Origin of the sequence: Leisingera sp. NJS201 (assembly GCF_004535885.1) — a bacterium.
Classification (GTDB): Bacteria; Pseudomonadota; Alphaproteobacteria; order Rhodobacterales; family Rhodobacteraceae; genus Leisingera.
On the sequence record NZ_CP038234.1, the window covers coordinates 3,910,067 to 3,931,368 of the forward strand.

The following is a 21,302-nucleotide window of genomic DNA, read 5'->3' on the forward strand; positions in this document are numbered from 1 at the left end:
GCAGCGCCCCTTCGCTTTCTTTTACAGCCGCTCGATTGCCAATGCGATGCCCTGACCACCGCCGATGCACATCGTGATCAGACCTTTCGATCCGCCGATCCGCTCCAATTCATAAAGCGTTTTCAAGGTGATGATAGCGCCGGTTGCCCCCACCGGATGGCCCAGGGCAATCGCTCCGCCGTTCGGGTTCACCCGGGCAGGGTCCAGCCCCAGTTCCCTGTTCACCGCCAGCGCCTGCGAGGCAAAAGCCTCGTTCGATTCAATGACGTCGAAATCGCCGGCCGACAGGCCGGTCTTTTCGAACAGGTTACGCACCGCAGGAACCGGGCCGATCCCCATCACCTCGGGACGCACACCGGCATGGGCATAGCCCAGGATCCGCGCCTTGGGTTTCAGACCCGCCTTTTCTGCGGCGGAGGCCGTGGCCAGCACCACCGCCGCCGCACCATCGTTGATCCCGCTGGCATTGCCGGCAGTAACCCGGCCGTCTTTCTGGAACACCGCTTTAAGCCCGCCCAGCACATCCAGAGTGGTGGCTTTGGGGTGCTCGTCCACCTCGAACGGCACCATGTCGCGCTTGACCTTCACCTCAACCGGCGCGATCTGCGTTTTGAAATGCCCGGCCTCGATTGCTGCCGCCGCGCGGGTCTGGCTGGTAACGGCAAATTCATCCATCTGGGCGCGGGTAATTCCGTGCTCATCGGCGACGTTCTCGGCTGTAACCCCCATATGGCCTGTGCCGAACGGGCAGTTCAACGCCCCCAGCATCATGTCGAGCGACTTTACATCACCCATCTTCGCCCCCCAGCGGCTTTGCTGGAGGATATAGGGGCTGCGCGACATGTTTTCGGCGCCGCCGGCCAGCGCGAACTCCGCATCGCCCATGGCAAGAGATTGAAATGCTGATATAATTGCCTGCACGCCGGAACCGCAAAGCCGGTTCACGTTCATCGCGGGCACCGCATCAGGCACCCCCGCCTGCATCGCTGCAACCCGGCTCAGGTACATGTCGCGCGGCTCGGTGTTGATGATGTGGCCGAATACGGCGTGGCCGATTTGCCCGCCCTCAACGCCAGAGCGCTGCAGTGCTGCTTTTGATACGGTTGCGGCCAGATCAATCGGTGCAGTACCTGCCAGCGCGCCGCCAAATGTGCCGATGGCGGTGCGGGCGCCGTCCAGAATCACGATATCAGTCATTGTCTTTCTCCTCACTCCTGCGTCGCCGCCATTATGCGCCCGCAGCATGACCCTGTCTGCCGGGACGTGCCGTCATGGAAACGCCGCGTAACTCCCCGTACACCGCCACTGCGCAACATTCCGAAAGACCGCAGGATTTGACAAATCCTGCCTGACGGCGCAGAGAATCCGTCATGACGGAAAACACAGACGATATCCTGACCCTGCTGCCCGCCCGCCTGAAAGAGGCCCGCCGCACCCAAGGGCTGAGCCTGGAGGCGGTGGCGAATCTCTCCGGCGTCAGCCGTTCCATGGTAAGCCAGATTGAGCGTGGTGAAAGCTCCCCCACCATCGCAACACTGTGGAACCTGACCCGAGCGCTGCAGGTGGATTTTGCCGGGCTGCTGGAAACTGGGGACATGAAAGACCGGATTGAGGTTCTGCGCGCAACAGATGTGCCCAAGATCGAGAACATGGGCCAAGGATGCCGGATCCGCATACTGTCGCCGCCAGAGGACGCCGGCGGGCACGAGGTCTATGATATCCGTTTCGACAAGGGCGGTGCACTGATCAGCCAGCCCCACACCCGCGGCACAGTGGAACAGCTGACCGTGCTAGAGGGCGAAATTGCACTTTCTTCGGGCAATGCCAACAACTTGCTGCAAACAGGCGACACTGCCCGTTATGCCGCTGATGTTGCGCATTCGGTCACCGCCCCCGAGGGGCCGGCGCGGGTGTTTCTTATTGTGAAAACCGCTTGAGGTATGCCCTCAAGCCCGGCTGCACCCGTTGTTTCAATATCAATCCAGGCATTGGCAGACCTTTCACACAGGCGGGAGAGTTCGGGTTTGAGCCGGATCTTTTTAGCTGAACCGGCGTAAACGCACCGGCAAGAAAGCCCCTCTCTCCACCTTTCCGGAACAAAGCCCTTGAAAGACTCACGGCATCGGACCATATGTGGATCGCTAACGTTATTCTTGTCGATCCACTGTCTCCCGCTTTGCGGCGTTTTCAGTCTCTCGATCCAGACCGACTACGCCAGGCTGCCGCACTTCCGCGGGCAGCAATTATTAGGAGACTACGGATATGGCCACCGGCACCGTAAAATGGTTCAACACCACTAAAGGCTTCGGCTTCATCGCACCCGACGGCGGCAGCAAAGATGTGTTCGTGCACATCTCCGCTGTTGAGCGTTCCGGCCTGACCGGCCTGGCGGACAACCAGAAAGTCACTTTCGACATCGAGCCCGGCCGTGACGGCCGTGAGTCGGCTGTGAACCTGGCGCTGGCATAAGCTTTTAAGCTTAGCAGTTCTGAAACGCGGTCCCTTCAAAGGGGCCGCGTTTTTTTTTGCCTGCCATTCGGACACAAAGGGACAGTCAGCCCTTGTTCTTGTCATCCCAAGGCGCAGGCTCCCACAGCTCCACCTTGTTGCCTTCCGGGTCCATGATCCAGGCAAAGCGGCCATTCTCATGGGCGTCAGGCCCTTTCAGAATGGGAATGTCTGCGGCGGTCAGCTGTGCAACCATGCCGTCCATGTCATCAACCCGGTAGTTAATCATAAAGCCCGAGGTACTGGGATCGAACCAAGTCCCGTGCTGATCAGCAGCGGCCCATACGGTGAGGCCGCCGTCGCCGGCCTTGTCATCCTGCCACTTGAGGACGGCGCCGCCGAAATCCGCCAGCTCCAGCCCCAAATGGTCGCGGTACCATTCTGCCAGCTCAGTGGCGCCGCCGCGCGCCTTGATGAAGACTCCGCCGATACCCGTGATGCGTGCCATGACTGTTTCCTCCCTGTTTTGGGATGAGATAGTCCGGCCGGGTGGAATTCCAGCCTTCAAATCCGGTTTCACGGAATTTTTTCCGCCATACTGAAATCCTGTATTCCGGAAACGCATCCGCTATGATAGACACGCGACTCGAGACACCCAGGGAGCCAGCTCATGTCCAACGCATTTCTGACCGACATCTCCAATACGCTTGCCCAGATCGAGGCTGAGGGACTGTACAAACGTGAGCGAATGATCACCTCCCCCCAAGCGGGCGGGATCACGGTTGGCGGCCGCGAGGTGATCAACCTGTGCGCCAACAACTATCTGGGTCTGGCCAACCACCCTGCCCTCATCAACGCCGCCAAAGACGCGATGGAGCCAAAAGGATTCGGCATGGCCTCAGTCCGGTTCATCTGCGGCACCCAGGACATTCACCGGGAGCTGGAGCAGCGGCTGGCCAAATTCCTCGGCAAGGATGACGCAATCCTGTTTGCCGCCTGTTTCGATGCCAATGGCGGACTGTTCGAGCCGCTGCTGGGGCCGGAGGATGCGATTATCTCGGACTCGCTGAACCATGCGTCGATCATCGACGGGGTACGCCTGTGCAAGGCCAAACGCTATCGCTATCTGAACAGCGACATGAACGATCTGGAGGCCTGGCTGAAACAGGCGCGCGAGGACGGGGCGCGGCACATCATGATTGCCACCGACGGGGTGTTCTCGATGGACGGGTATCTGGCCAAGCTGCCGGAGATCCGGGCGCTGGCGGATAAATACGATGCTGTGGTGATGGTGGATGACTGCCACGCAACCGGCTTCATGGGCGCAACGGGGGCCGGCACGCCGGAGCATTTCGGGGTGGACGTGGATATCGTCACCGGGACATTGGGCAAAGCACTTGGGGGGGCCATCGGCGGTTATATCGCCGGGCCGCAGCCAGTGATCGACCTGCTGCGGCAGCGGGCACGGCCCTATCTGTTCTCCAATTCGCTGCCGCCATCAATTGTTGCTGCCGGGCTGGAAGCGATCCGGCTGGTCGAAGAAGGGGACGGGCTGCGGGCGCAGCTGTTCGAGAATGCGAAGTACTGGCGGGCGGGCTTGGAAAAACTCGGCTTTGACCTGTTGCCGGGTGAGCATCCGATCATCCCGGTGATGCTGGGAGAGGCGCAGCTGGCGCAGGATATGGCGGCGCGGCTGTTTGACGAGGGCGTCTATGTCTCCGGCTTCTTCTTCCCCGTCGTGCCGCGCGGTCAGGCGCGGATCCGCACCCAGATGAATGCGGCGCTGACGCGGGATGAGCTGGACCGGGCATTGGCCGCCTTTGGCAAGGTCGGCAAGGAATTGGGGATTGTGTCATGAGCCGGCCGAACACGATGAAGGCGCTGGAGAAGAGCCATCCGCAGGAAGGTCTGTGGATGGTTCAGGCGCCGGTGCCGGAGATCGGCCCGGACGAAGTGCTGATCAAGATCAGGAAGACTGGCATCTGCGGCACCGACATCCACATCTGGAACTGGGATGACTGGGCCTCGCACACCGTGCCGGTGCCAATGATTACCGGGCATGAATTTGCGGGCGAAATCGTCGAGATCGGGCGCAATGTCACCGATTTGGCGGTGGGGCAGCGCTGCTCCGGCGAGGGCATCTGATCAAGACGGACTCGCGCCAGAGCCGCGCCGGCAAATTCCATCTGGACCCCGGAACCCGCGGCATCGGGGTGAATGAGCAAGGCGCCTTTGCCCAGTATCTGAAACTCCCGGCCTTTAACGTGGTGCCGCTGCCGGAGGAAATCCCGGATGAGATCGGCGCCATTTTGGACCCTTTGGGCAATGCTGTGCATACGGCGCTCAGCTTTGATCTGCTGGGCGAAGACGTTCTGATTACCGGCGCAGGCCCCATTGGCATCATGGCGGCGGCGGTGGCGAAACATGCCGGCGCGCGCCATGTGGTGATCACCGATATCAACCCGGACCGCCTGACACTGGCGGAACATGTGGTTCCGGCAGTGCGCGCGGTGAACGTGGCGCAGGAAGACTTGCAGGATGTGGTGCGCGAGTTGGGGCTGAAACAGGGGTTTGATGTCGGGCTGGAAATGTCCGGTTCGCAAGCGGCATTGGATCAGATGGTCGAAGCGCTGGTGATGGGCGGCAAGATTGCCCTGTTGGGCATTCCGCCGGGAAAATCGCCGGTCGACTGGTCGCGCATCGTGTTCAAGGCAGTCACCATCAAGGGCGTCTACGGGCGCGAGATGTTCGAGACCTGGTACAAGATGATCGCCATGTTGCAGAACGGGCTGGATGTGAGCCGGGTCATAACACATCGCTTTGGCGTCGATGACTTTGCCGAGGGTTTTGCGGCGATGAAATCCGGGTCCAGCGGCAAGGTAGTGCTGGACTGGGGCTGAGGATTGGTTGCGGGGGCTTTGCCCCCTCGCGCCGCTGGCGCTCACCCCCAGGATTTTTTGAGCCAGAAGAAGAAGAGAATACTACGGGGTCAGCGGCTGGCGGCCGTTTTCCGTGAGCTGCCAGCAGTTGCGGCCTTCGAAGACGGCGGCACTGAGCGGGCGGCCGTAGCCGGCGCCGCTGTCCAGGTTGATGCGGTTGCCGTAATGGCTGGGGCAGTCCACTGGTGTATGGCCATGCACAATCAGTTTCGGGTGCGTACCAGTGTGGTCGTGGAACGGCTGCCGGATCCAGACCAGATCGTTCTCTTTCTGCCGGGCCAGCGGTACACCGGGAACGATTCCGGCGTGCACAAAGGCCAGATCAGGCGTCTCGTAGAGGGGCGTGAGGCTGCGCAGGAATTCAGCGTGACGCAGGGGAATAACCTCTTTGGCTTGTGCATGCAAATCGTCGAGCCGGGTGCGGTCCTTGAATGTCAGCCCGTAGCTGGCAAGGGTTTCAATGCCGCCGATCCGCTCATGCAGCCAGTGGTAGCCGATCAGAAGATGCGGGTCATGGCGCGGAATGTCCTCCATGAACCATTCAAACATCCGGTCGTGGTTCCCCTTCAGGCAGATCCAGTCCCGGCCCTCCTCCTGGCCTGCGATCAACCGTTCGATCACCCCGCGGCTGTCCGGGCCGCGGTCTGTGTAATCGCCCAGAAAGACAACCCGTGCGTCCGGGCCGCCGTCGGCCTCGATCCGGGCCAAAGCCTCCTCCAGCATGGCAAGCTGGCCGTGAATGTCACCGATCGCGTAAAGGGGGCGGTCATGGCATAGTCCTATGATTGAAGAAGCCCGGATAAGAAAACGCCGCCCTTATAACCGGGCGGCGTTCCTGATGGAACCAGTTACGTCTTCAGCACTTAGGCTACATCGAATGCCAGCGGCTTGATCTGGTTGAACAGCCCGGTTTCGGCCAGTTTGGCGCGGACCTCGGCGGGCACTTCGTCATCTACATAAAGCAGTGCGATGGCTTCGCCGCCAGCTTCGGAGCGGCCCAGGGTGAAGTTGGCAATGTTCACATCGCTTTCACCCAGGGTGTGGCCCAGGGTGCCGATGATGCCAGGCACGTCCTCGTTGGTGGTGTACAGCATATGCGCACCGACCTCGGCCTCGATATTGATGCCCTTGATCTGGATAAACCGCGGCTTGCCATCGGAGAACACGGTGCCAGCCACCGAGCGTTCGCGCTTGGAGGTCACTGCGGTCACCTTGACATAGCCGTCGAAGGTGCCGGATTTGTCCTGGTTTGTGGTCGATATCTGGATGCCGCGCTCCTTGGCGACCACCGGGGCGGACACCATGTTCACCTCGGGGTTGGCGCGTTTCATAATACCGGCAATCACCGCACAGTTCAGCGCGTCCAGATTCATCTCCGAAGCGGCACCGTCATAGAGGATGTTGATCGCCTTGATCGGTTCATCCGTCATCTGGCCCACGAAGCTGCCCAGGTGATCGGCCAATTTGATCCAGGGGCCCATGACCTTGGCTTCTTCCGCCGTCACCGAGGGCATGTTGAGCGCGTTTTCCACCGCGCCGGTCAGCAGGTAGTTGGACATCTGCTCAGCCACCTGCAGAGCGACGTTTTCCTGCGCCTCGGTCGTGGCGGCACCCAAATGCGGAGTGCAGACCACGTTGGGCAGGCCGAAGAGCGCGTTTTCCTTGGCCGGTTCCACCGAGAACACGTCGAAGGCCGCGCCGGCCACATGGCCGGAGGTCAACAGTTCTGCCAGCGCGCCCTCGTCCACCAGGCCGCCGCGGGCGCAGTTGATGATGCGCACGCCCTTCTTGGTCTTCTCCAGGTTTTCCTTGGACAGGATGTTGCGGGTCTGATCGGTCAGCGGCACATGCAGGGTGATGAAATCGGCACGGGACAGCAGCTCGTCCAGCTCCACCTTTTCGACGCCCATCTTGTCGGCTTTCTCAGTGCTCAGGTACGGGTCATAGGCCACCACCTTCATCTTGAGGCCGCGGGCGCGGTCGCAGACGATGCCGCCGATGTTGCCGGCGCCGATCACACCCAGGGTCTTGGCGGTCAGTTCGGTGCCCATGAACTTGGACTTCTCCCACTTGCCGGCATGGGTGGAAGCGGAGGCCTCGGGCAGCTGGCGAGCGGTTGCAAACATCATGGCGATGGCGTGTTCGGCGGTGGTGATCATGTTGCCGAAAGGCGTGTTCATCACAATGACACCGCGCTTGGAGGCGGCTTCTTTATCGATGTTGTCAGTGCCGATGCCGGCGCGGCCGATCACCTTGAGGTTTGCGGCACTCTCCAGGATCTTTTCGGTCACTTTGGTCGCCGAGCGGATCGCCAGGCCGTCATACTGGCCGATGATTTCCGCCAGTTTTTCCTTGTCCTTGCCCACATCGGGCAGGAAATCGACGTCGATGCCGCGGTCGCGGAAGATCTGGACGGCAGCTTCGGACAGTTTATCGGAGATGAGGACTTTGGGAGCCATATTTGTGGTCCTTTTCATACGGGGGCCTGTGCGGCCTGATATTGTGAAGGGTCCCCCCTTGGGGGTCCGGGGCATGCGCCCCGGAGCAGAGCCGAATTCAGGCGGCTTCAGTCTGGAGGGCGATCTCAGCCTCGAAGGCCCATTTGATCCAAGGCATCAGCGCAGCCACATCAGTGGTTTCAACCGTGCCGCCGCACCAGATCCGCAGGCCCGCAGGCGCGTCGCGATAGGCGCCGATGTCATAGGCTGCGCCTTCATTTTCCAGCCGTTTGGCCACAGCCTTGGCAAACGCTGCACCGTCCTGGATGCGCTCATCAGTGAACTTGAGGCAAACACTGGTGTTGGAGCGGTATTCCGGCTGTTCAGCCAGGAACGCGATCCAGGGATTGTCCTGCACAAAGCTTTGCACTGCGGCGAGGTTGGCGTAGGCGCGTTCGCGCAGGCCTTCCATGCCGCCAACCGAGCGCGCCCAGTCCAGCGCCAGCAGGTAATCCTCAACCGCCAGCATCGAGGGCGTGTTGATGGTGGCGCCCTGGAAAATGCCGTCGATCAGCTTGCCGCCCTTGGTCAGACGGAAGATCTTCGGCAGCGGCCAGGCGGGGGTGTAGCTTTCCAGCCGTTCGACAGCGCGGGGGGAAAGGATGATCATGCCGTGCGCCGCTTCGCCGCCCAGCACCTTCTGCCAGGAGAAAGTGGTCACATCCAGTTTATCCCAGGGCAGGCGCTGCGCAAAGGCTGCCGATGTGGCATCGCAGATGGTCAGCCCTTCGCGGTCCGCCGGGATCCAGTTGCCGTTGGGAACCCGCACGCCGGAGGTCGTGCCGTTCCAGGTGAAAACGACGTCATTGGAGAAATCGACAGAGGCGAGGTCCACGATCTGGCCGTAATCGGCGGTCTTGACGGTGGCGTCCAGTTTCAGCTGCTTCACCGCGTCGGTGACCCAGCCAGAACCGAAGCTTTCCCAGGCCAGCATCTCGACGCCGCGGGCACCCAGCAGGTTCCACATTGCCATCTCAACAGCGCCGGTATCCGACGCCGGGACAATGCCGATCTTGTAGTCAGCAGGGATGTTCAGAATTTCGCGGGTGCCTTCGATCGCCGCCTTCAGGCGCTCCTTGCCCACTGCCGCACGATGCGAGCGGCCCAGCGGCGCACCGGCAAGTTTGGCAACATCAAACACAGGAGGTTTGGCACAGGGGCCAGAAGAAAAACGCGGATTGGCCGGCCGCGATGCCGGTTGTGCAATAGCCATCAATGCTATCCTTCCAGATAAGCGCCCCTCGTTGGGGAGGGGTGTCCCGCCACCAGAGCTAGGGCGCTGCAGCGCGGCATGCAACAGGAAAGTCGGGGAAATACGGCCATACACACTCTTTTTGCGACACGTTTTTCCACCATCGGAAACAGGCGTCCCGAATTCGCTGCTGGCGGCCTGCCTTATAACGCCCCCTGTTTTTCACAGCATCGAGCAGGCTGGCCGATCCCGCGGCGTGCCGTTATGACAAGACGAACCCCGATGAAACGGAGCCTGCCGATGTTTGCTGCCACCCTGCTGTGCAATCCTGAACGCCCGGTTCTGGAACCTGCGCTGATCGAATCACTGCGCAATGCCTGGGGCGGTGGCGAGGCCGTCTGGCTGGCGCCGGGCGCGGCGGCTGAGTTTTCACTGAAGCAGATGCCGGACAACCGGTGGAACGTCTGGGAGGACCTGCAGAAGCTGGGCGTGGATCTGGTCATTCAGCCCAGCGCCGGGCGCAAGAAGAAGATGCTGCTGGCCGATATGGATTCCACCATGATCCAGCAGGAGTGCATTGACGAGCTGGCAGAAGAAGCGGGCGTTGGCGCACGGGTCAAGGATATCACCGCTCGGGCAATGAACGGCGAGCTGGATTTTGAAGGCGCGCTGACCGAGCGGGTCGGACTGCTGAAAGACCTGCCGGAAACGGTGATCGGCAAGGTGCTGGCCGAGCGCATCACTTACATGCCCGGCGGCAGGCATCTGCTGGCCACGATGAAGGCAGAGGGCGCTTATGCGGCGCTGGTGTCGGGCGGGTTCACGGCGTTCACCGCACAGGTGGCGGCAGAGCTGGGGTTTGACGAAAACCGCGCCAATACCCTGACCGTGGAAGACGGCAAGCTGACCGGAGAGGCAGGCCGGCCGATATTGGGCCGGGAAGCCAAGGTGGAGGCCCTGGAGCAGATAACCGCCCGGCTGGGGATTGGCGAGGCGGATGTCATTGCGGTTGGTGACGGCGCCAATGATCTGGGGATGCTGAAACGCGCAGGCGCCGGGGTGGCGCTGCATGCCAAACCTTCGGTCGCGGCGGAATGCGACATCCGCATCAACCACGGTGACCTGACTGCGCTGCTGTACATCCAGGGCTACGGTCGCGACGATTTCAAAGGCTGATCAATCACATGCTTGAAGTGGGGATCGAAACCCTACTGCTGTTGCTGGCGGCCGGATTTGTTGCGGGTTTCATTGACGCGCTTGCCGGTGGCGGCGGATTGGTGACATTGCCTGTACTGCTGCTGGCGGGGGCCAGCCCGGTCACAGCCTTGGCGACGAACAAGATCCAGGGGCTGTTCGGAGCGGCGACCGCAGCGGCCAGCTATGCCCGGGCTGGACACGTTGATCTGAAATCGCAGCGTAAACCTGCGCTGATTGCCTTTGCCGCATCGGTTGCAGGCGCCTTTCTGGTGACCTTCCTGCCCACCGAGTGGATCCGCCTGTTCCTGCCGGCGCTGCTGATAGCCATCGCTGTTTTCTTTGCGGTCAAGAAAGGGCTGGATGATCTGGACCGGCAGCGCCGCCTATCGCCTGCCCTGTTTGCCGCAACAATGGTTCCCTTGTGCGGCGCTTATGACGGGCTGCTGGGGCCGGGGGCAGGCAGTTTCTACATGCTCGCCTTTGTCTCCCTTGCCGGTTATGGCATCCTCAAGGCCACGGCCCATACCAAACTGCTGAACTTTGCCTCCAATGCGGGCGGGCTTGTTGCCTTTTCCTTTTTTGCCACCCCCTGGTGGATCACCGGCCTGCTGATGGGTCTGGCGCAGATTGCCGGCGCGCGTGCAGGGGCCGGGCTTGCAAAGAAGCAGGGCGCGAAGCTGATCAAGCCGCTGCTGGTACTGACTTCAATTACGCTGGCAGCGAAACTTCTTTGGGACATGCGGTGATCTGCTGACCCGCACCTGCCGGCGCCGGGCTTTGGGCCGCGCGGTTTTGTCATGCTGAATACGGGTCTATTGCACCCATATGTCTACTATCAAATTTTTAACCTGACACTTAATTAACAAAAGTGATAATAAGAGATATGATACCGATTCTGAAATCATTTGCCGCGTTGTCGGATGAAACCCGCATGTCGATCGTCGACCAGCTGATTGCAAAAGGCGAGCTGCCTGCAGGCGATCTGGCACCGGGTGCGGGCATTTCCGCACCTGCGATCTCGCGCCATCTGAAGGTGCTGCGCGAGGCCGGGCTGGTCACCCAGCGCGCCGATGGCACCAAGCGGCTGTACTCCGCCCGGCCCGAAGGCCTGCGGATGATTGCCGATTGGACCCAGTCCCGGCGCGCCTTCTGGGAGGGCGGTCTGGACCGGCTGGAGACAGCTTTAATGGCAGATGACACCTGATGGAGGAAACCGCATGAGTGATCTGCAGCTGCAACGGGTGTTTCCTGTAAGCCCGGAAAAGCTGTTCGCCTGGGTGACCACCCCGGACAAGCTGCTGAAGTGGTGGGGCCCGGAGGGGGTGCATATCCCGGAACATGATCTGGACCTGAGCCGCACCGGCCCTTGGTATTCCGTCATGCAGAACAGTGACGGCCAGCGGTTTCATGTCTCGGGCCAAGTGACACATGTGGATGGGCCGAAATCCGTCGGCTTCACCTGGGCCTGGCACGAGGAGGACGGAACCCGCGGTGCCGAAAGCCATGTGACCTTTACAATTTCTGCCACCGAAAACGGCGCCATGCTGCTGATTGACCACAGGGATCTGGACGGCAGTGAGATCGCATCGCGCCACGAACAGGGCTGGACCTCGACCCTGCGTAAGCTGGAGGCGCAACTGGCCGAAAGCCCCTGAACAGGAATTCATCGCAACCAAGGGAGAAGATCTATGCCACAGTTCATTTTTGCCTATCACGGCGGCAAGAAGCCCGAGAGCGAAGCAGAAGGCGCCAAGGAGATGGAGGCCTGGAAGAACTGGATGGGGTCGATGGGCGAAGCACTGAAGATCCCCGGAGCGCCGGTTGGCATGTCCAAAACCGTCAGCGCCGGAGGGGTCGTGGACAATGGCGGCGCCAATCCGCTTTCGGGCTACACGGTGGTCGAAGCGGCCGACCAGGATGCTGCCTGCGAAATGGCCAAGGGCTGCCCGATGGTGGTGAGCGGCAACGGTTCAGTCGAAGTGGCCGAGATCATCGACATGGAAATGTAGGCTGCATGCCCCGGGGCCGGCCCGGGGCAGCTATTTTCAGAACAGCAGTTCGGCTGCCGGGCGGATAGATCCGCACTCCAGCCCGCGGCGGCTGTAAAGTGTCTTGTTCATGTATTTGCGGGTTTCCGGATGCTCGGCCTCCAGCACACCAAGGCTGACCATCAGCGCGGCAATTGCGCATTCGCTGGCGCGGGTGGCGCCGTCGGTTATCTTCACGGCTACACCCATTTTCTGTTCAGGCAGGATCGCGATGAACACCGCTTCGGCGCCGGTCTTGACCGCCACTTTTCCGCCCATGGCCCGCATCAGGTTGGTGCAGCAGCGGGTTTCGCCTGCGACCAATTCGGGATGCGCCGTCATTGCCGCGACCAGCTGCTGCGCCGCTTGCGATGCGCGGTCAGAGCGGTCTGCAGCACTGGCAAACCAAGCCATGGACCGTGCGAGGCCAGAGACGGTGGTGGCAAAATTCGGCGCTGAGCAGCCGTCGATGCCATAACCGGGACTATCCTGCCCGGTGGTTTCCTCAAACGCCGCCAAACAGGCCTGCTGCACCGGGTGATCAATTTCGATATACTCGGCCCCTGCCCCCAGATATTGCGTCAGGGTCAGAAAGCCCGCGTGTTTGCCAGAGCAGTTGTTGTGAACCTGGCAGGGGCTGTTGTCGGTCTTGATCAGCTCATTGCGGGCCGGGATGTCGTCTGGCAATTGCGTGCCGCAGCGGAAGTCGTCATCGCCAAGGCCCAGCTGATTCAGCCAGGTATTCACCCGCTCGGTATGGATATGCGCGCCGTTGTGGGACGCACAGGCAAGCGCCAGCTGTTCGGACGTCAAACCATAGCGCGCGGCAGCGCCGGAGGTGATCAGCGGCAGCGCCTGGATCATCTTGGCCGAGCTGCGCGGGTAGATCACCGCATCCGGATCCCCCCAGCTGCGCACCACCTTGCCCGTGTCATCACAAATGACGGCATGACCCAGATGCAGGCTCTCCAGCAGCGGACCCCGCCAGACTTCGGCCATGGGCACAGGTTTCGGCATGATATCTCCCCTCATGTTTGCGTGCAGAATTCTGGGCGAAATCCTGCCAAAACGCACTTTCGCCCGTGGTGCAAGTTACGTTAGTGTGCTTGTGTAGCGCAAGCGAGGGGATCGGGATCAGACGGCGGCTGAAACGCTGCGGACCCTTTGTTTGGTATTTGAGGTTTAGAGAACAGTCTTGGAGTCGGGACAAATGGCATTGAAACTTGCCCGCGTGGCTGCGGGCCTGTGTCTGGCAGCATTGGCAACCACCGCATCTGCGCAAGCAACGTCGAATAACCGCGTTGCGGCCAAGGTGGACTGGAGCGTCTTTGAAGGCGAAAACCCAAATGAATGCTGGGGGGTTTCCGCACCAAAGGAAACCGTGAACACCCGCGACGGCCGCGTCGTGGCGGTGCGCCGCAGCGAGATCCAGCTGTTTGTCACCTTCCGCAGCAGCGATGCCCCCAAAGGCGAAGTCAGCTTTACCGGCGGCTACCCCTTTGCGCCGGGATCCACCGTGAACATGGCCATCGGCGAGACCGAATTTGAACTGTTCACCGAGGGCGAATGGGCCTGGCCGGCCACGCCTGCGGATGATGCCAAGATTGTCACCGCCATGAAACGCGGCGCAAATGCGGTGCTGACCGCGCGCTCCGCCCGGGGCACCCAAACCAAGGACAGCTTCTCGCTGCTGGGCTTTACAGCCGCCTTGGATGACGCGGAGAAACGCTGCAGCAAGTAATTTCGGCTGCCTAGCGGAAACACACCAAACCCCGGCCCGTGCCGGGGTTTTCTTGTTTGAGGCCCGCAAGCGGCGTAGCATGTTACGCAGGAGGTGCTTGCCATGCCGAACTCAGCCAGTCTCCCGTGCGCTTGCCTTGCAGTTGCGCTGCTCTTCCCGCCCGCTTTTGCCAACCCGGCGCTGGAATGCGGCGCTGGAACCCGTGAGGAAATCGGATCCTGCGTGGCGGACGATGAAGAAGGGGTGGAAGCCGCACTGCTCAACGCGCTGGAAGCCGCAATGGTCGCCGCTGCAGAGCGCGACAACACCAATGGCGGGACTGCGGTTGAAGCTGCACTGATGCAGAGCCAGACTGCATGGGAAGCGTTCCGGACTGCGCATTGCGCCTTTGCCGGCGAAGCCCATGCGGTGCGTGAAGATGCAGGAATTGCAACGCGGGCCTGCTGGACAACCTTGGGCCGCGCCCGGGTCGAAGAATTGGTGCGGTTTTCCAAATAGGCACTGGTCAAATCTGCGGTCTGAAACTTGTGTTCAAGGATTCCTTTTGATCTTCCGCGGGAATCCTATATAGAGCCGCATCCGCCCACCAGCACCGAGGCTAAAGCCAATGACCGCCAGCGCGCCGATCACCCAGGACGTATTGACCCTGCCCCGCAAGGATCCCGAGGGCGGCAAGATCAACCTTGTCGGCCTCACCCGCGAGCGCATGCGCGAGGTGCTGATCGAACATGGCACACCGGAAAAGCAGGCCAAGATGCGGGTCGGGCAGATCTGGCAGTGGATCTATCAATGGGGCAAGCGCGATTTCGCGGATATGACCAACCTGGCCAAAGCTTACCGCGCGGAACTGGCGGACACATTCGAAGTCCGCATTCCGGAAGTGGTGAGCAAACAGGTCTCCACCGATGGCACCCGCAAGTATCTGGTGCGCATCAATGGCGGCCATGAGGTCGAGGTCGTTTACATCCCCGAAGACGGCCGCGGCACGCTGTGTATCTCTTCCCAGGTGGGCTGCACCCTGACCTGCTCTTTCTGCCACACCGGCACCCAGAAGCTGGTGCGCAACCTGACCCCGGCCGAGATTGTCGGCCAGGTGATGATGGCGCGCGACGATCTGGAAGAATGGCCGGTACCGGGCGCGCCCAAGGACGAAACCCGCCTGCTGTCAAACATCGTGCTGATGGGTATGGGCGAGCCGCTGTACAATTTCGACAACGTGCGCGATGCAATGAAGATTGCGATGGATCCTGAGGGCATCTCGCTCAGCCGCCGCCGGATCACCCTGTCGACCTCAGGCGTGGTGCCGGAGATTGCCCGCACCGCCGAAGAAATCGGCTGTCTGCTGGCAATTTCCTTTCACGCCACAACCAACGAGATCCGCGACAAGCTGGTGCCGATCAACAAACGCTGGAACATCGACACGCTGCTGCAGGCGCTGGCGGATTACCCCAAAGTGTCGAACTCCGAGCGGATCACATTTGAATATGTGATGCTGGACGGGGTGAACGACACCGACGCGGACGCGCACCGTCTGATCGAGCACATCAAGCGCTACAATATCCCGGCCAAGATAAACCTGATCCCGTTCAACGAATGGCCCGGCAGCCCGTACAAGCGGTCCTCTAACAACCGTATTCATGCCTTTGCCAATATCGTGTATCAGGCCGGCTATGCTTCGCCGATCCGCAAGACCCGCGGCGATGACATCATGGCGGCCTGCGGCCAGCTGAAATCGGCGACCGAGCGCGCCCGCAAAAGCCGCAAGCAGATTGAGGCCGAAACCGGGTTGAAGTAACCCGGCTCCGGCCCCGGCGCGGCAGGGTCCCCGGCTGCCGTATCAAGTAAACAGGAAATGGTCCTCGGTGAGCGTGCCGGTATAGCCGGTCAGCTCAATCTCGTGACTGCCGAAATAGTCTATCAGCGTGTTGCCATTAACCTGTGTGATGGTCAGATCGCCGAAATCCTCCACTGAGGTGTCAAAGAATTCGATCCGGTCATTGCCTTTGCCGAAATCCTTGATGACTTCGTCTTCCCAATAATCGGCAGACACGAACACAAAAACATCCGCGTGTTTGCCTCCTGTCAAGACGTCAGACCCTTCACCGCCGACAAGGCGGTCTTTCCCGTTGCCACCGATCAGCCTGTCATCCCCCTGGCCACCGAAAAGCGTATCGCGGCCGCCATTTCCTTTGAGAAAGTCGTCTTCACCGTAGGCGCCTGAATAGTCGGTCTCATCCAAGCCGCCGATCAGTACGTCCGAGCCCTTGCCGCCTGCCAGCCTGTCTTCGCCAAAGCCGCCGGTCAGAGTGTCCGCGCCGCCGCCGCCGAACAGACGGTCATCCGCTTCGCGTCCGATAACAGTGTCATCGCCGCCCTTGGCATAAATCTTGGTATCCTGCCCGGTCGCCAATACAGTTTCTGCTCGGCTGCTGGCCTTGATCACCACGTCGCCCGCCGTATTGGCGTAAGCTCTCCATCCTGCGGTGCTGCCGGTATCGCCATAAAGATGGGTCAGGGCTTGCACATCAAACGTACCCAGCTCCGTGACGTTATACCCGGCATAGTTATAGGTCATCACGGTGTGCTCCTGGTCGTCCAGATGGTCCGCCAGCGTATTGTCACCGTCATGCGGGTGTTCAAGACCCAGCGCATGACCGATCTCATGCAGCACCGTTTCATAGCCATAGGACCCTGGCGCCATATTGCTGCTTTTAATCGCCAGTTCCCCCTCATTGGTGGAATATGAGGTGGACCAGGCAAGATCCGCCCAGCCCGCAGCAGAGCCGCCATTGTAGCCAAAGGCGTTGATCATCGCCGGGCCGTCCGTTTCGACAAACAGCAGGCCGGACGCCTCTTCGAACTCCGCAAGAGCCAGGCGGAAATAGTCGCGCTGCGTGCTGTTGAAGGACCAATAGCTGCTGGCGCCATAAGGGTCGTCAGCGACACTGCCCAAATCGCTGGTCTCAACAAAGCTGTATGTCACCACGGTTTGAGTACCGGGCTCAGTCAGGCTGTTCCAGCGGAGGCTGCTGTTCGATGTATAGGCTAAAAGCGCCGTGTAATCTGTAACTTCGGACATCAGCGGTCTCCACTATGCTGCTACAGGTAAGTTTTTGTTTGTAAATGTGGCCAAGTTTGGCCCGTTTCCGGCCTCAAGCCGAGCGAAGAAATGACAATTTTCTGCAATTGGCAAATTTCTGCGCGAAAACCGTCTGATGAAGTCCGGTTTCCCGCCGGTCCACTGCCCGCGTTACTGCGGCATCACCACGCCTGAGAACTGTTGCGCAGAAGCCGCACTTCGGGAGACAGGCCAGCCCGCCGTACTCTTTTCACAATACAGCTTAAATTCCGCCCTTTGCCGGGAACAATTTCCAAAACGCAGACAATTCATTTTCAGAAGGACTCACAGATGGCTCCAATGGAACGCAAGACTGCCCCGATTGACCCCAGCGTGCTGGACCTGATCCGCAGCGAACGGGGAAAAGCACTTAGCCCGCGGGAATGGCAATTCCGCCTGCGCGGTTATGGCTATTCTGTAAAAACCGTAGAAGGTGCGCAGATCCTCACCCGGCTGACCACCGGCGACGAGATCGGCAGACTGCCGCCGGAACTCTCTTAATCCCGGCAGCAGCGGCCTTGCATAGCGAGATTAGCGCTCGCGTCCGGGCAGGCTGTCGCGCGGCGGCGCAGGCTCCCAGTTGTCGATGATCTCCACCGCTTCCTGGGCAGTGTCGACCACGCGGAACAGGTCCAGATCCTGATCCGAAATGGTGCCGGCGTCACCCAGCGCCTCCCAGTTGATGATCCGGTCCCAAAATTCCTTGCCGAACAGCAGGAAGGGCACCCGCTCCATCCGGCCGGTCTGGATCAGGGTCAGGCTCTCGAACAGCTCATCCAGCGTGCCGAAACCGCCGGGGAATACGGTGATCGCCCGCGCCCGCATCAGGAAATGCATCTTGCGGATCGCGAAGTAGTGGAAATTGAAACTGAGGTCCGGCGTTACGTAGCCGTTGGGCGCCTGCTCATGCGGCAGCACGATCGACAGGCCAATGGACTGGCCGCCCGCGTCCAGCGCGCCGCGGTTGCCCGCCTCCATCACACCGGGGCCGCCGCCGGTTACGATCACGTTCTGACGGCCGCCGCTCTCCTTCGATTTTTCGGTCATCAGCCGGGCAAACTCGCGCGCCTCATCATAGAAATGCGACAAATCCGCCAGCGTCTTTGTCCGCGCCTGATCCTTATGCTTGGGATCCGGGATCCGCGCGCCGCCAAACATCACGATGGTGCTTTCGATGCCATGTTCGTTCAGCATCAGCTCAGGCTTCAGCAGCTCCAGCTGCAGCCGCACCGGGCGCAGCTCCTCGCGGCACAGAAACTCTTCATCGGCAAAGGCAAGCCGGTAGGCAGGCGCCTGGGTCTGCGGCGTGGCGGGCACATGTTCGGCCCGGTCCCGGTCGGAATGGGCATCGCGGAATCGGCTGTGGCGGTCTTCGGTCATAAAAAATCCCAGATTAATCAACAGGACTCCCTTTGTAGCCGCCCTTGACCGTTAGCGCCAATCAAGAATGCAACAACGCACCGTAGCGCTTGCACACAGCGGCGGCGCCGATAAGGTTCCCGCGCAGCAGGCAGGGAGATCGGCGCATGAACTGGCAGGATGAAATCAGGAACGCAGCAGAACGCGTTAGCCCCCATGTGCAGCAGACCCCGGTGATGCAAACGCAGGGCTTCGGCCTGGATTTCCCGGTGGAGCTGAAGCTGGAGCACATGCAGCACACCGGCAGCTTTAAGGCCCGCGGTGCCTTCAACACATTGCTGAGCCAGCCAGTGCCGCCGGCGGGACTGGTGGCGGCCTCGGGCGGCAACCACGGCGCCGCCGCGGCCTATGCCGCGCACCAGCTGGGCCACAAGGCCCGGATTTACGTGCCCGAGATGGCAGGCCCGGCCAAAATATCACTGATCGAACGAACCGGGGCTGATCTGCAGGTGGTACCCGGCGCCTATGCCAACGCACTGGAACAGGCCCAGGCCTATGAGGCGGAGACCGGCGCCATGCAGGTCCACGCCTACGACGCCCCCGCGACTGTTGCGGGCCAGGGCACCTGCTTTGCCGAATGGCAGGCCCAAAGCCTTGAGGCAGATACCCTTCTGATCGCGGTGGGCGGCGGCGGGCTGATTGCCGGCGCACTGGCCTGGTTCCAGGGAGCAAAGAAGATCGTGGCGGTGGAGCCCGAAACCTCTTGCGCGCTGAATGCGGCATTGCTGGCCCGTCAGCCGGTGGATGTGGACGTCTCCGGCGTCGCGGCCAACGCTCTTGGCGCCAAACGCATCGGCGCTATCTGTTTCGAACTTGCCTCGCAACCGGGCCTGCCTTCGGTGACTGTACCGGACAGCGCCATCACCAGGGCACAGACCGCATTGTGGCGCGAACGTCGGATCCTGGTTGAACCCGCAGGCGCCACTGCCTTGGCCGCACTGTTGTGCGGCGCCTACCGCCCTGCGCCCGGCGAGCGTGTGGCGGTGCTGGTCTGCGGCGGCAACATAGCCCCGGACCCGCTGGGATAACCCTTGCGACCCTCCATCAGCCCCGGTATCGCCAGGATATGTCGGCAACCATCGCAGATACCATCTACCGCAGCCTGAGCGAGCGCATCATCACCGGCAGCCTGCCTGCCGGCGAAAAACTGCGCCAGGACCATATCGCGCGCGAGTTTGACGCCAGCCACGTTCCGGTGCGCGAAGCGCTCCTGCGGCTGGAGGCGCATGGCCTCGCCCAATCCGAACCCCGCCGCGGCACCCGGGTCAGCGCCCTGGACCCTTCCGAAATCCGTGAGGTGATCGAGATGCGGGTGGCGCTGGAGGTTCTGGCCCTGACCCACGCCTTTGCCCGCCTGACACCAAAGGATATCGAAACCGCCGAGGCCGCCCGTCTCGCCTGCGACGCGGCACAGGACATGGCTGGCTGGGAACGGCTAAACCGGGCCTTTCACAAGACGATCCTTGCTCCTTGCGCGATGCCCCGGCTCTTGGCCTCGATTGACGATCTGCATATCGCCGCTGCCCGCCATTTGTTTGCCAACTGGCAGCACCAATGGACCCGCCGGACAGACAGTGATCATGCCGCCATCGTGCAGGCGATGGAGCGCCGCGATCCCGCTGCGGCTTGCGAAATCCTGCGCCGCCACCTGCGCCGGGTGCGCTGACTGCCGGCAAAACGCCGTCGGGGGCGGCAATTTGGACGCAATCCGGACATGACCTGCGAGCAGATTGCCGTTATGTAACCCCGAATCTAACGAATGCCGGAGGAACACCCATGTCCAACGCCCAGCTGGAAGCAGCGATCGAAGCCGCCTGGGAGGCGCGCGACACCATCACCCCCGCCACCACCGGCGAGACCCGTGAAGCCATTGAAGACACCCTGAACGCGCTGGACTCCGGATCACTGCGGGTGGCCGAAAAGCTGGACAGCGGTGACTGGCACGTGAACCAATGGGCAAAAAAAGCGGTGCTTTTGGGCTTCCGCATCAAGGACATGGAAATCCACGAAGGCGGCCCGCAGGCCGGCGGCTGGTGGGACAAGGTCGACAGCAAATTTGCCGGCTGGGGTGAAGATCAGTGGAAATCTGCCGGCTTCCGCGCGGTGCCGAACTGCGTCGTCCGCAAATCCGCCTATATCGCGCCGGGCGCGGTGCTGATGCCTTCTTTCGTGAACCTCGGCGCCCATGTCGGCGAAGGCACCATGGTCGACACCTGGGCCACAGTCGGCTCCTGCGCGCAGATCGGCAAGAACGTGCACCTCTCCGGCGGCGTCGGCATCGGCGGCGTGCTGGAACCGATGCAGGCGGGCCCCACCATCATCGAGGACAACTGTTTCATCGGCGCCCGTTCCGAGGTGGTCGAAGGCTGCATCGTGCGCGAAGGCTCGGTTCTGGGTATGGGCGTGTTCATCGGCAAATCGACCAAGATCGTAGACCGCGAAACCGGCGAAGTGACCTATGGCGAAGTGCCGCCTTACTCGGTTGTGGTCGCAGGCTCGATGCCGTCGAAGAACAACATCAGCCTTTACTGTGCAGTGATCGTGAAGCGCGTCGATGAAAAGACCCGCTCCAAGACCGGCATCAACGAGCTGCTGCGCGACTGATCCGCGCTGCATCGCAGAAACAATAGAGCGCGCCCCATCCGGGCGCGTTTTTTTTGGGGCTTTGCCCCAAACCCCAGGATATTTCGAGCAAGAGGAAGAAACAGGGGTCCGCTATTCCT

At 61.3% G+C, this 21,302-nt stretch carries 23 protein-coding genes and 1 pseudogene; 16 read left to right on the forward strand and 8 right to left on the reverse strand.

Annotated elements, in window-relative coordinates:
• Positions 1–21: 21 nt before the first annotated feature.
• Positions 22–1,197, reverse strand: coding sequence for an acetyl-CoA C-acyltransferase family protein (locus tag ETW23_RS19315; RefSeq protein ID WP_134830959.1), 1,176 nt, complete (start codon positions 1,195–1,197; stop codon positions 22–24).
• Positions 1,198–1,370: 173 nt separating this feature from the next.
• On the opposite strand from ETW23_RS19315, the gene ETW23_RS19320 reads away from it, so the two are divergent.
• Both ETW23_RS19320 and ETW23_RS19325 read left to right on the forward strand, forming a co-directional pair.
• Positions 1,371–1,937: a helix-turn-helix domain-containing protein gene (locus ETW23_RS19320; protein WP_027257153.1), complete on the forward strand. Its 567-nt coding sequence runs from the start codon at positions 1,371–1,373 to the stop codon at positions 1,935–1,937.
• 325 nt (positions 1,938–2,262) lie between these two features.
• Positions 2,263–2,469: a cold-shock protein gene (locus ETW23_RS19325; RefSeq protein ID WP_024092327.1), complete on the forward strand. Its 207-nt coding sequence runs from the start codon at positions 2,263–2,265 to the stop codon at positions 2,467–2,469.
• Positions 2,470–2,554: 85 nt separating this feature from the next.
• On the opposite strand, the gene ETW23_RS19330 is transcribed toward ETW23_RS19325, so the two are convergent.
• Positions 2,555–2,956, reverse strand: a complete 402-nt coding sequence (locus ETW23_RS19330; protein ID WP_134830960.1) for a VOC family protein — start codon at positions 2,954–2,956, stop codon at positions 2,555–2,557.
• 162 nt (positions 2,957–3,118) lie between these two features.
• On the opposite strand from ETW23_RS19330, the gene ETW23_RS19335 reads away from it, so the two are divergent.
• A complete protein-coding gene (locus tag ETW23_RS19335) occupies positions 3,119–4,306 on the forward strand; it encodes a glycine C-acetyltransferase (protein WP_134830961.1) in 1,188 nt (395 codons plus the stop codon).
• A 14-nt stretch (positions 4,307–4,320) separates the two neighbouring features.
• Positions 4,321–5,348: pseudogene (gene tdh, locus ETW23_RS19340) on the forward strand (L-threonine 3-dehydrogenase).
• An 81-nt stretch (positions 5,349–5,429) separates the two neighbouring features.
• On the opposite strand, the gene ETW23_RS19345 reads toward tdh, so the two are convergent.
• From ETW23_RS19345 to ETW23_RS19355, 3 genes are all read right to left on the reverse strand, one after another.
• Complete coding sequence (locus ETW23_RS19345) at positions 5,430–6,110, reverse strand: metallophosphoesterase (RefSeq protein WP_134830962.1); 681 nt, start codon at positions 6,108–6,110, stop codon at positions 5,430–5,432.
• A 140-nt stretch (positions 6,111–6,250) separates the two neighbouring features.
• A complete protein-coding gene (gene serA, locus ETW23_RS19350; protein WP_129372776.1) occupies positions 6,251–7,846 on the reverse strand; it encodes a phosphoglycerate dehydrogenase in 1,596 nt (531 codons plus the stop codon).
• A gap of 97 nt (positions 7,847–7,943) precedes the next feature.
• Positions 7,944–9,098: a phosphoserine transaminase gene (locus ETW23_RS19355; protein ID WP_129372775.1), complete on the reverse strand. Its 1,155-nt coding sequence runs from the start codon at positions 9,096–9,098 to the stop codon at positions 7,944–7,946.
• Between the two features lie 279 nt (positions 9,099–9,377).
• Between ETW23_RS19355 and serB the strand changes: the two genes are divergently transcribed.
• From serB to ETW23_RS19380, 5 genes are all read left to right on the forward strand, one after another.
• Positions 9,378–10,253 (forward strand): phosphoserine phosphatase SerB, encoded by an 876-nt coding sequence (gene serB, locus ETW23_RS19360; RefSeq protein ID WP_134831362.1) that lies wholly within the window; start codon positions 9,378–9,380, stop codon positions 10,251–10,253.
• Between the two features lie 8 nt (positions 10,254–10,261).
• Positions 10,262–11,020 carry a TSUP family transporter gene (locus tag ETW23_RS19365; RefSeq protein WP_134830963.1) on the forward strand — a complete coding sequence of 253 codons (759 nt, stop codon included), beginning with the start codon at positions 10,262–10,264 and terminating at the stop codon, positions 11,018–11,020.
• A gap of 137 nt (positions 11,021–11,157) precedes the next feature.
• The gene (locus tag ETW23_RS19370) at positions 11,158–11,478 is read left to right on the forward strand and encodes a helix-turn-helix transcriptional regulator (RefSeq protein WP_129372772.1); all 321 of its coding nucleotides are present in this window, start codon (positions 11,158–11,160) and stop codon (positions 11,476–11,478) included.
• A 13-nt stretch (positions 11,479–11,491) separates the two neighbouring features.
• A complete protein-coding gene (locus tag ETW23_RS19375) occupies positions 11,492–11,929 on the forward strand; it encodes an SRPBCC domain-containing protein (RefSeq protein ID WP_129372771.1) in 438 nt (145 codons plus the stop codon).
• A gap of 33 nt (positions 11,930–11,962) precedes the next feature.
• A complete protein-coding gene (locus ETW23_RS19380) occupies positions 11,963–12,283 on the forward strand; it encodes a YciI family protein (RefSeq protein WP_129372770.1) in 321 nt (106 codons plus the stop codon).
• Positions 12,284–12,319: 36 nt separating this feature from the next.
• On the opposite strand, the gene ETW23_RS19385 is transcribed toward ETW23_RS19380, so the two are convergent.
• Positions 12,320–13,318: an asparaginase gene (locus ETW23_RS19385; RefSeq protein ID WP_134830964.1), complete on the reverse strand. Its 999-nt coding sequence runs from the start codon at positions 13,316–13,318 to the stop codon at positions 12,320–12,322.
• A 193-nt stretch (positions 13,319–13,511) separates the two neighbouring features.
• Between ETW23_RS19385 and ETW23_RS19390 the strand changes: the two genes are divergently transcribed.
• The 3 genes from ETW23_RS19390 (at position 13,512) to rlmN (ending at position 15,837) form a co-directional block, all read left to right on the forward strand.
• The gene (locus tag ETW23_RS19390) at positions 13,512–14,042 is read left to right on the forward strand and encodes an invasion associated locus B family protein (protein ID WP_134830965.1); all 531 of its coding nucleotides are present in this window, start codon (positions 13,512–13,514) and stop codon (positions 14,040–14,042) included.
• A 102-nt stretch (positions 14,043–14,144) separates the two neighbouring features.
• On the forward strand, positions 14,145–14,540 hold the full coding sequence (locus ETW23_RS19395) for a lysozyme inhibitor LprI family protein (protein ID WP_134830966.1): 396 nt from the start codon (positions 14,145–14,147) through the stop codon (positions 14,538–14,540).
• A 109-nt stretch (positions 14,541–14,649) separates the two neighbouring features.
• A complete protein-coding gene (rlmN, locus tag ETW23_RS19400) occupies positions 14,650–15,837 on the forward strand; it encodes a 23S rRNA (adenine(2503)-C(2))-methyltransferase RlmN (protein ID WP_129372766.1) in 1,188 nt (395 codons plus the stop codon).
• A 42-nt stretch (positions 15,838–15,879) separates the two neighbouring features.
• Here the strand turns inward: rlmN and ETW23_RS19405 are convergent, their stop codons facing one another.
• On the reverse strand, positions 15,880–17,121 hold the full coding sequence (locus ETW23_RS19405; RefSeq protein WP_134830967.1) for a reprolysin-like metallopeptidase: 1,242 nt from the start codon (positions 17,119–17,121) through the stop codon (positions 15,880–15,882).
• A gap of 339 nt (positions 17,122–17,460) precedes the next feature.
• Here ETW23_RS19405 and ETW23_RS19410 point away from each other — a divergent pair, with 339 nt between their 5' ends.
• A complete protein-coding gene (locus ETW23_RS19410) occupies positions 17,461–17,661 on the forward strand; it encodes a hypothetical protein (protein ID WP_348773137.1) in 201 nt (66 codons plus the stop codon).
• Positions 17,662–17,691: 30 nt separating this feature from the next.
• Here the strand turns inward: ETW23_RS19410 and ETW23_RS19415 are convergent, their stop codons facing one another.
• Positions 17,692–18,540 (reverse strand): TIGR00730 family Rossman fold protein, encoded by an 849-nt coding sequence (locus ETW23_RS19415; protein WP_129372763.1) that lies wholly within the window; start codon positions 18,538–18,540, stop codon positions 17,692–17,694.
• 146 nt (positions 18,541–18,686) lie between these two features.
• Here ETW23_RS19415 and ETW23_RS19420 point away from each other — a divergent pair, with 146 nt between their 5' ends.
• From ETW23_RS19420 to dapD, 3 genes are all read left to right on the forward strand, one after another.
• Positions 18,687–19,607 (forward strand): threonine/serine dehydratase, encoded by a 921-nt coding sequence (locus ETW23_RS19420; protein WP_134830968.1) that lies wholly within the window; start codon positions 18,687–18,689, stop codon positions 19,605–19,607.
• A gap of 38 nt (positions 19,608–19,645) precedes the next feature.
• Positions 19,646–20,245 (forward strand): GntR family transcriptional regulator, encoded by a 600-nt coding sequence (locus tag ETW23_RS19425; RefSeq protein WP_134830969.1) that lies wholly within the window; start codon positions 19,646–19,648, stop codon positions 20,243–20,245.
• Positions 20,246–20,355: 110 nt separating this feature from the next.
• Entirely contained in the window at positions 20,356–21,183 is an 828-nt protein-coding gene (gene dapD / locus ETW23_RS19430; protein ID WP_134830970.1) for a 2,3,4,5-tetrahydropyridine-2,6-dicarboxylate N-succinyltransferase, read from the forward strand.
• Positions 21,184–21,302 lie beyond the last annotated feature (119 nt).

Excerpts from the sequence above, each read along its gene's own strand:
- ETW23_RS19315 (WP_134830959.1), bottom strand. The coding sequence starts at position 1,197 with ATGACTGATATCGTGATTCTGGACGGCGCCCGCACCGCCATCGGCACA.
- ETW23_RS19320 (WP_027257153.1), top strand. The coding sequence starts at position 1,371 with ATGACGGAAAACACAGACGATATCCTGACCCTGCTGCCCGCCCGCCTG.
- ETW23_RS19325 (WP_024092327.1), top strand. The coding sequence starts at position 2,263 with ATGGCCACCGGCACCGTAAAATGGTTCAACACCACTAAAGGCTTCGGC.
- ETW23_RS19330 (WP_134830960.1), bottom strand. The coding sequence starts at position 2,956 with ATGGCACGCATCACGGGTATCGGCGGAGTCTTCATCAAGGCGCGCGGC.
- ETW23_RS19335 (WP_134830961.1), top strand. The coding sequence starts at position 3,119 with ATGTCCAACGCATTTCTGACCGACATCTCCAATACGCTTGCCCAGATC.
- ETW23_RS19345 (WP_134830962.1), bottom strand. The coding sequence starts at position 6,110 with ATGCTGGAGGAGGCTTTGGCCCGGATCGAGGCCGACGGCGGCCCGGAC.
- serA (WP_129372776.1), bottom strand. The coding sequence starts at position 7,846 with ATGGCTCCCAAAGTCCTCATCTCCGATAAACTGTCCGAAGCTGCCGTC.
- ETW23_RS19355 (WP_129372775.1), bottom strand. The coding sequence starts at position 9,098 with ATGGCTATTGCACAACCGGCATCGCGGCCGGCCAATCCGCGTTTTTCT.
- serB (WP_134831362.1), top strand. The coding sequence starts at position 9,378 with ATGTTTGCTGCCACCCTGCTGTGCAATCCTGAACGCCCGGTTCTGGAA.
- ETW23_RS19365 (WP_134830963.1), top strand. The coding sequence starts at position 10,262 with ATGCTTGAAGTGGGGATCGAAACCCTACTGCTGTTGCTGGCGGCCGGA.
- ETW23_RS19370 (WP_129372772.1), top strand. The coding sequence starts at position 11,158 with ATGATACCGATTCTGAAATCATTTGCCGCGTTGTCGGATGAAACCCGC.
- ETW23_RS19375 (WP_129372771.1), top strand. The coding sequence starts at position 11,492 with ATGAGTGATCTGCAGCTGCAACGGGTGTTTCCTGTAAGCCCGGAAAAG.
- ETW23_RS19380 (WP_129372770.1), top strand. The coding sequence starts at position 11,963 with ATGCCACAGTTCATTTTTGCCTATCACGGCGGCAAGAAGCCCGAGAGC.
- ETW23_RS19385 (WP_134830964.1), bottom strand. The coding sequence starts at position 13,318 with ATGCCGAAACCTGTGCCCATGGCCGAAGTCTGGCGGGGTCCGCTGCTG.
- ETW23_RS19390 (WP_134830965.1), top strand. The coding sequence starts at position 13,512 with ATGGCATTGAAACTTGCCCGCGTGGCTGCGGGCCTGTGTCTGGCAGCA.
- ETW23_RS19395 (WP_134830966.1), top strand. The coding sequence starts at position 14,145 with ATGCCGAACTCAGCCAGTCTCCCGTGCGCTTGCCTTGCAGTTGCGCTG.
- rlmN (WP_129372766.1), top strand. The coding sequence starts at position 14,650 with ATGACCGCCAGCGCGCCGATCACCCAGGACGTATTGACCCTGCCCCGC.
- ETW23_RS19405 (WP_134830967.1), bottom strand. The coding sequence starts at position 17,121 with ATGTCCGAAGTTACAGATTACACGGCGCTTTTAGCCTATACATCGAAC.
- ETW23_RS19410 (WP_348773137.1), top strand. The coding sequence starts at position 17,461 with ATGGAACGCAAGACTGCCCCGATTGACCCCAGCGTGCTGGACCTGATC.
- ETW23_RS19415 (WP_129372763.1), bottom strand. The coding sequence starts at position 18,540 with ATGACCGAAGACCGCCACAGCCGATTCCGCGATGCCCATTCCGACCGG.
- ETW23_RS19420 (WP_134830968.1), top strand. The coding sequence starts at position 18,687 with ATGAACTGGCAGGATGAAATCAGGAACGCAGCAGAACGCGTTAGCCCC.
- ETW23_RS19425 (WP_134830969.1), top strand. The coding sequence starts at position 19,646 with ATGTCGGCAACCATCGCAGATACCATCTACCGCAGCCTGAGCGAGCGC.
- dapD (WP_134830970.1), top strand. The coding sequence starts at position 20,356 with ATGTCCAACGCCCAGCTGGAAGCAGCGATCGAAGCCGCCTGGGAGGCG.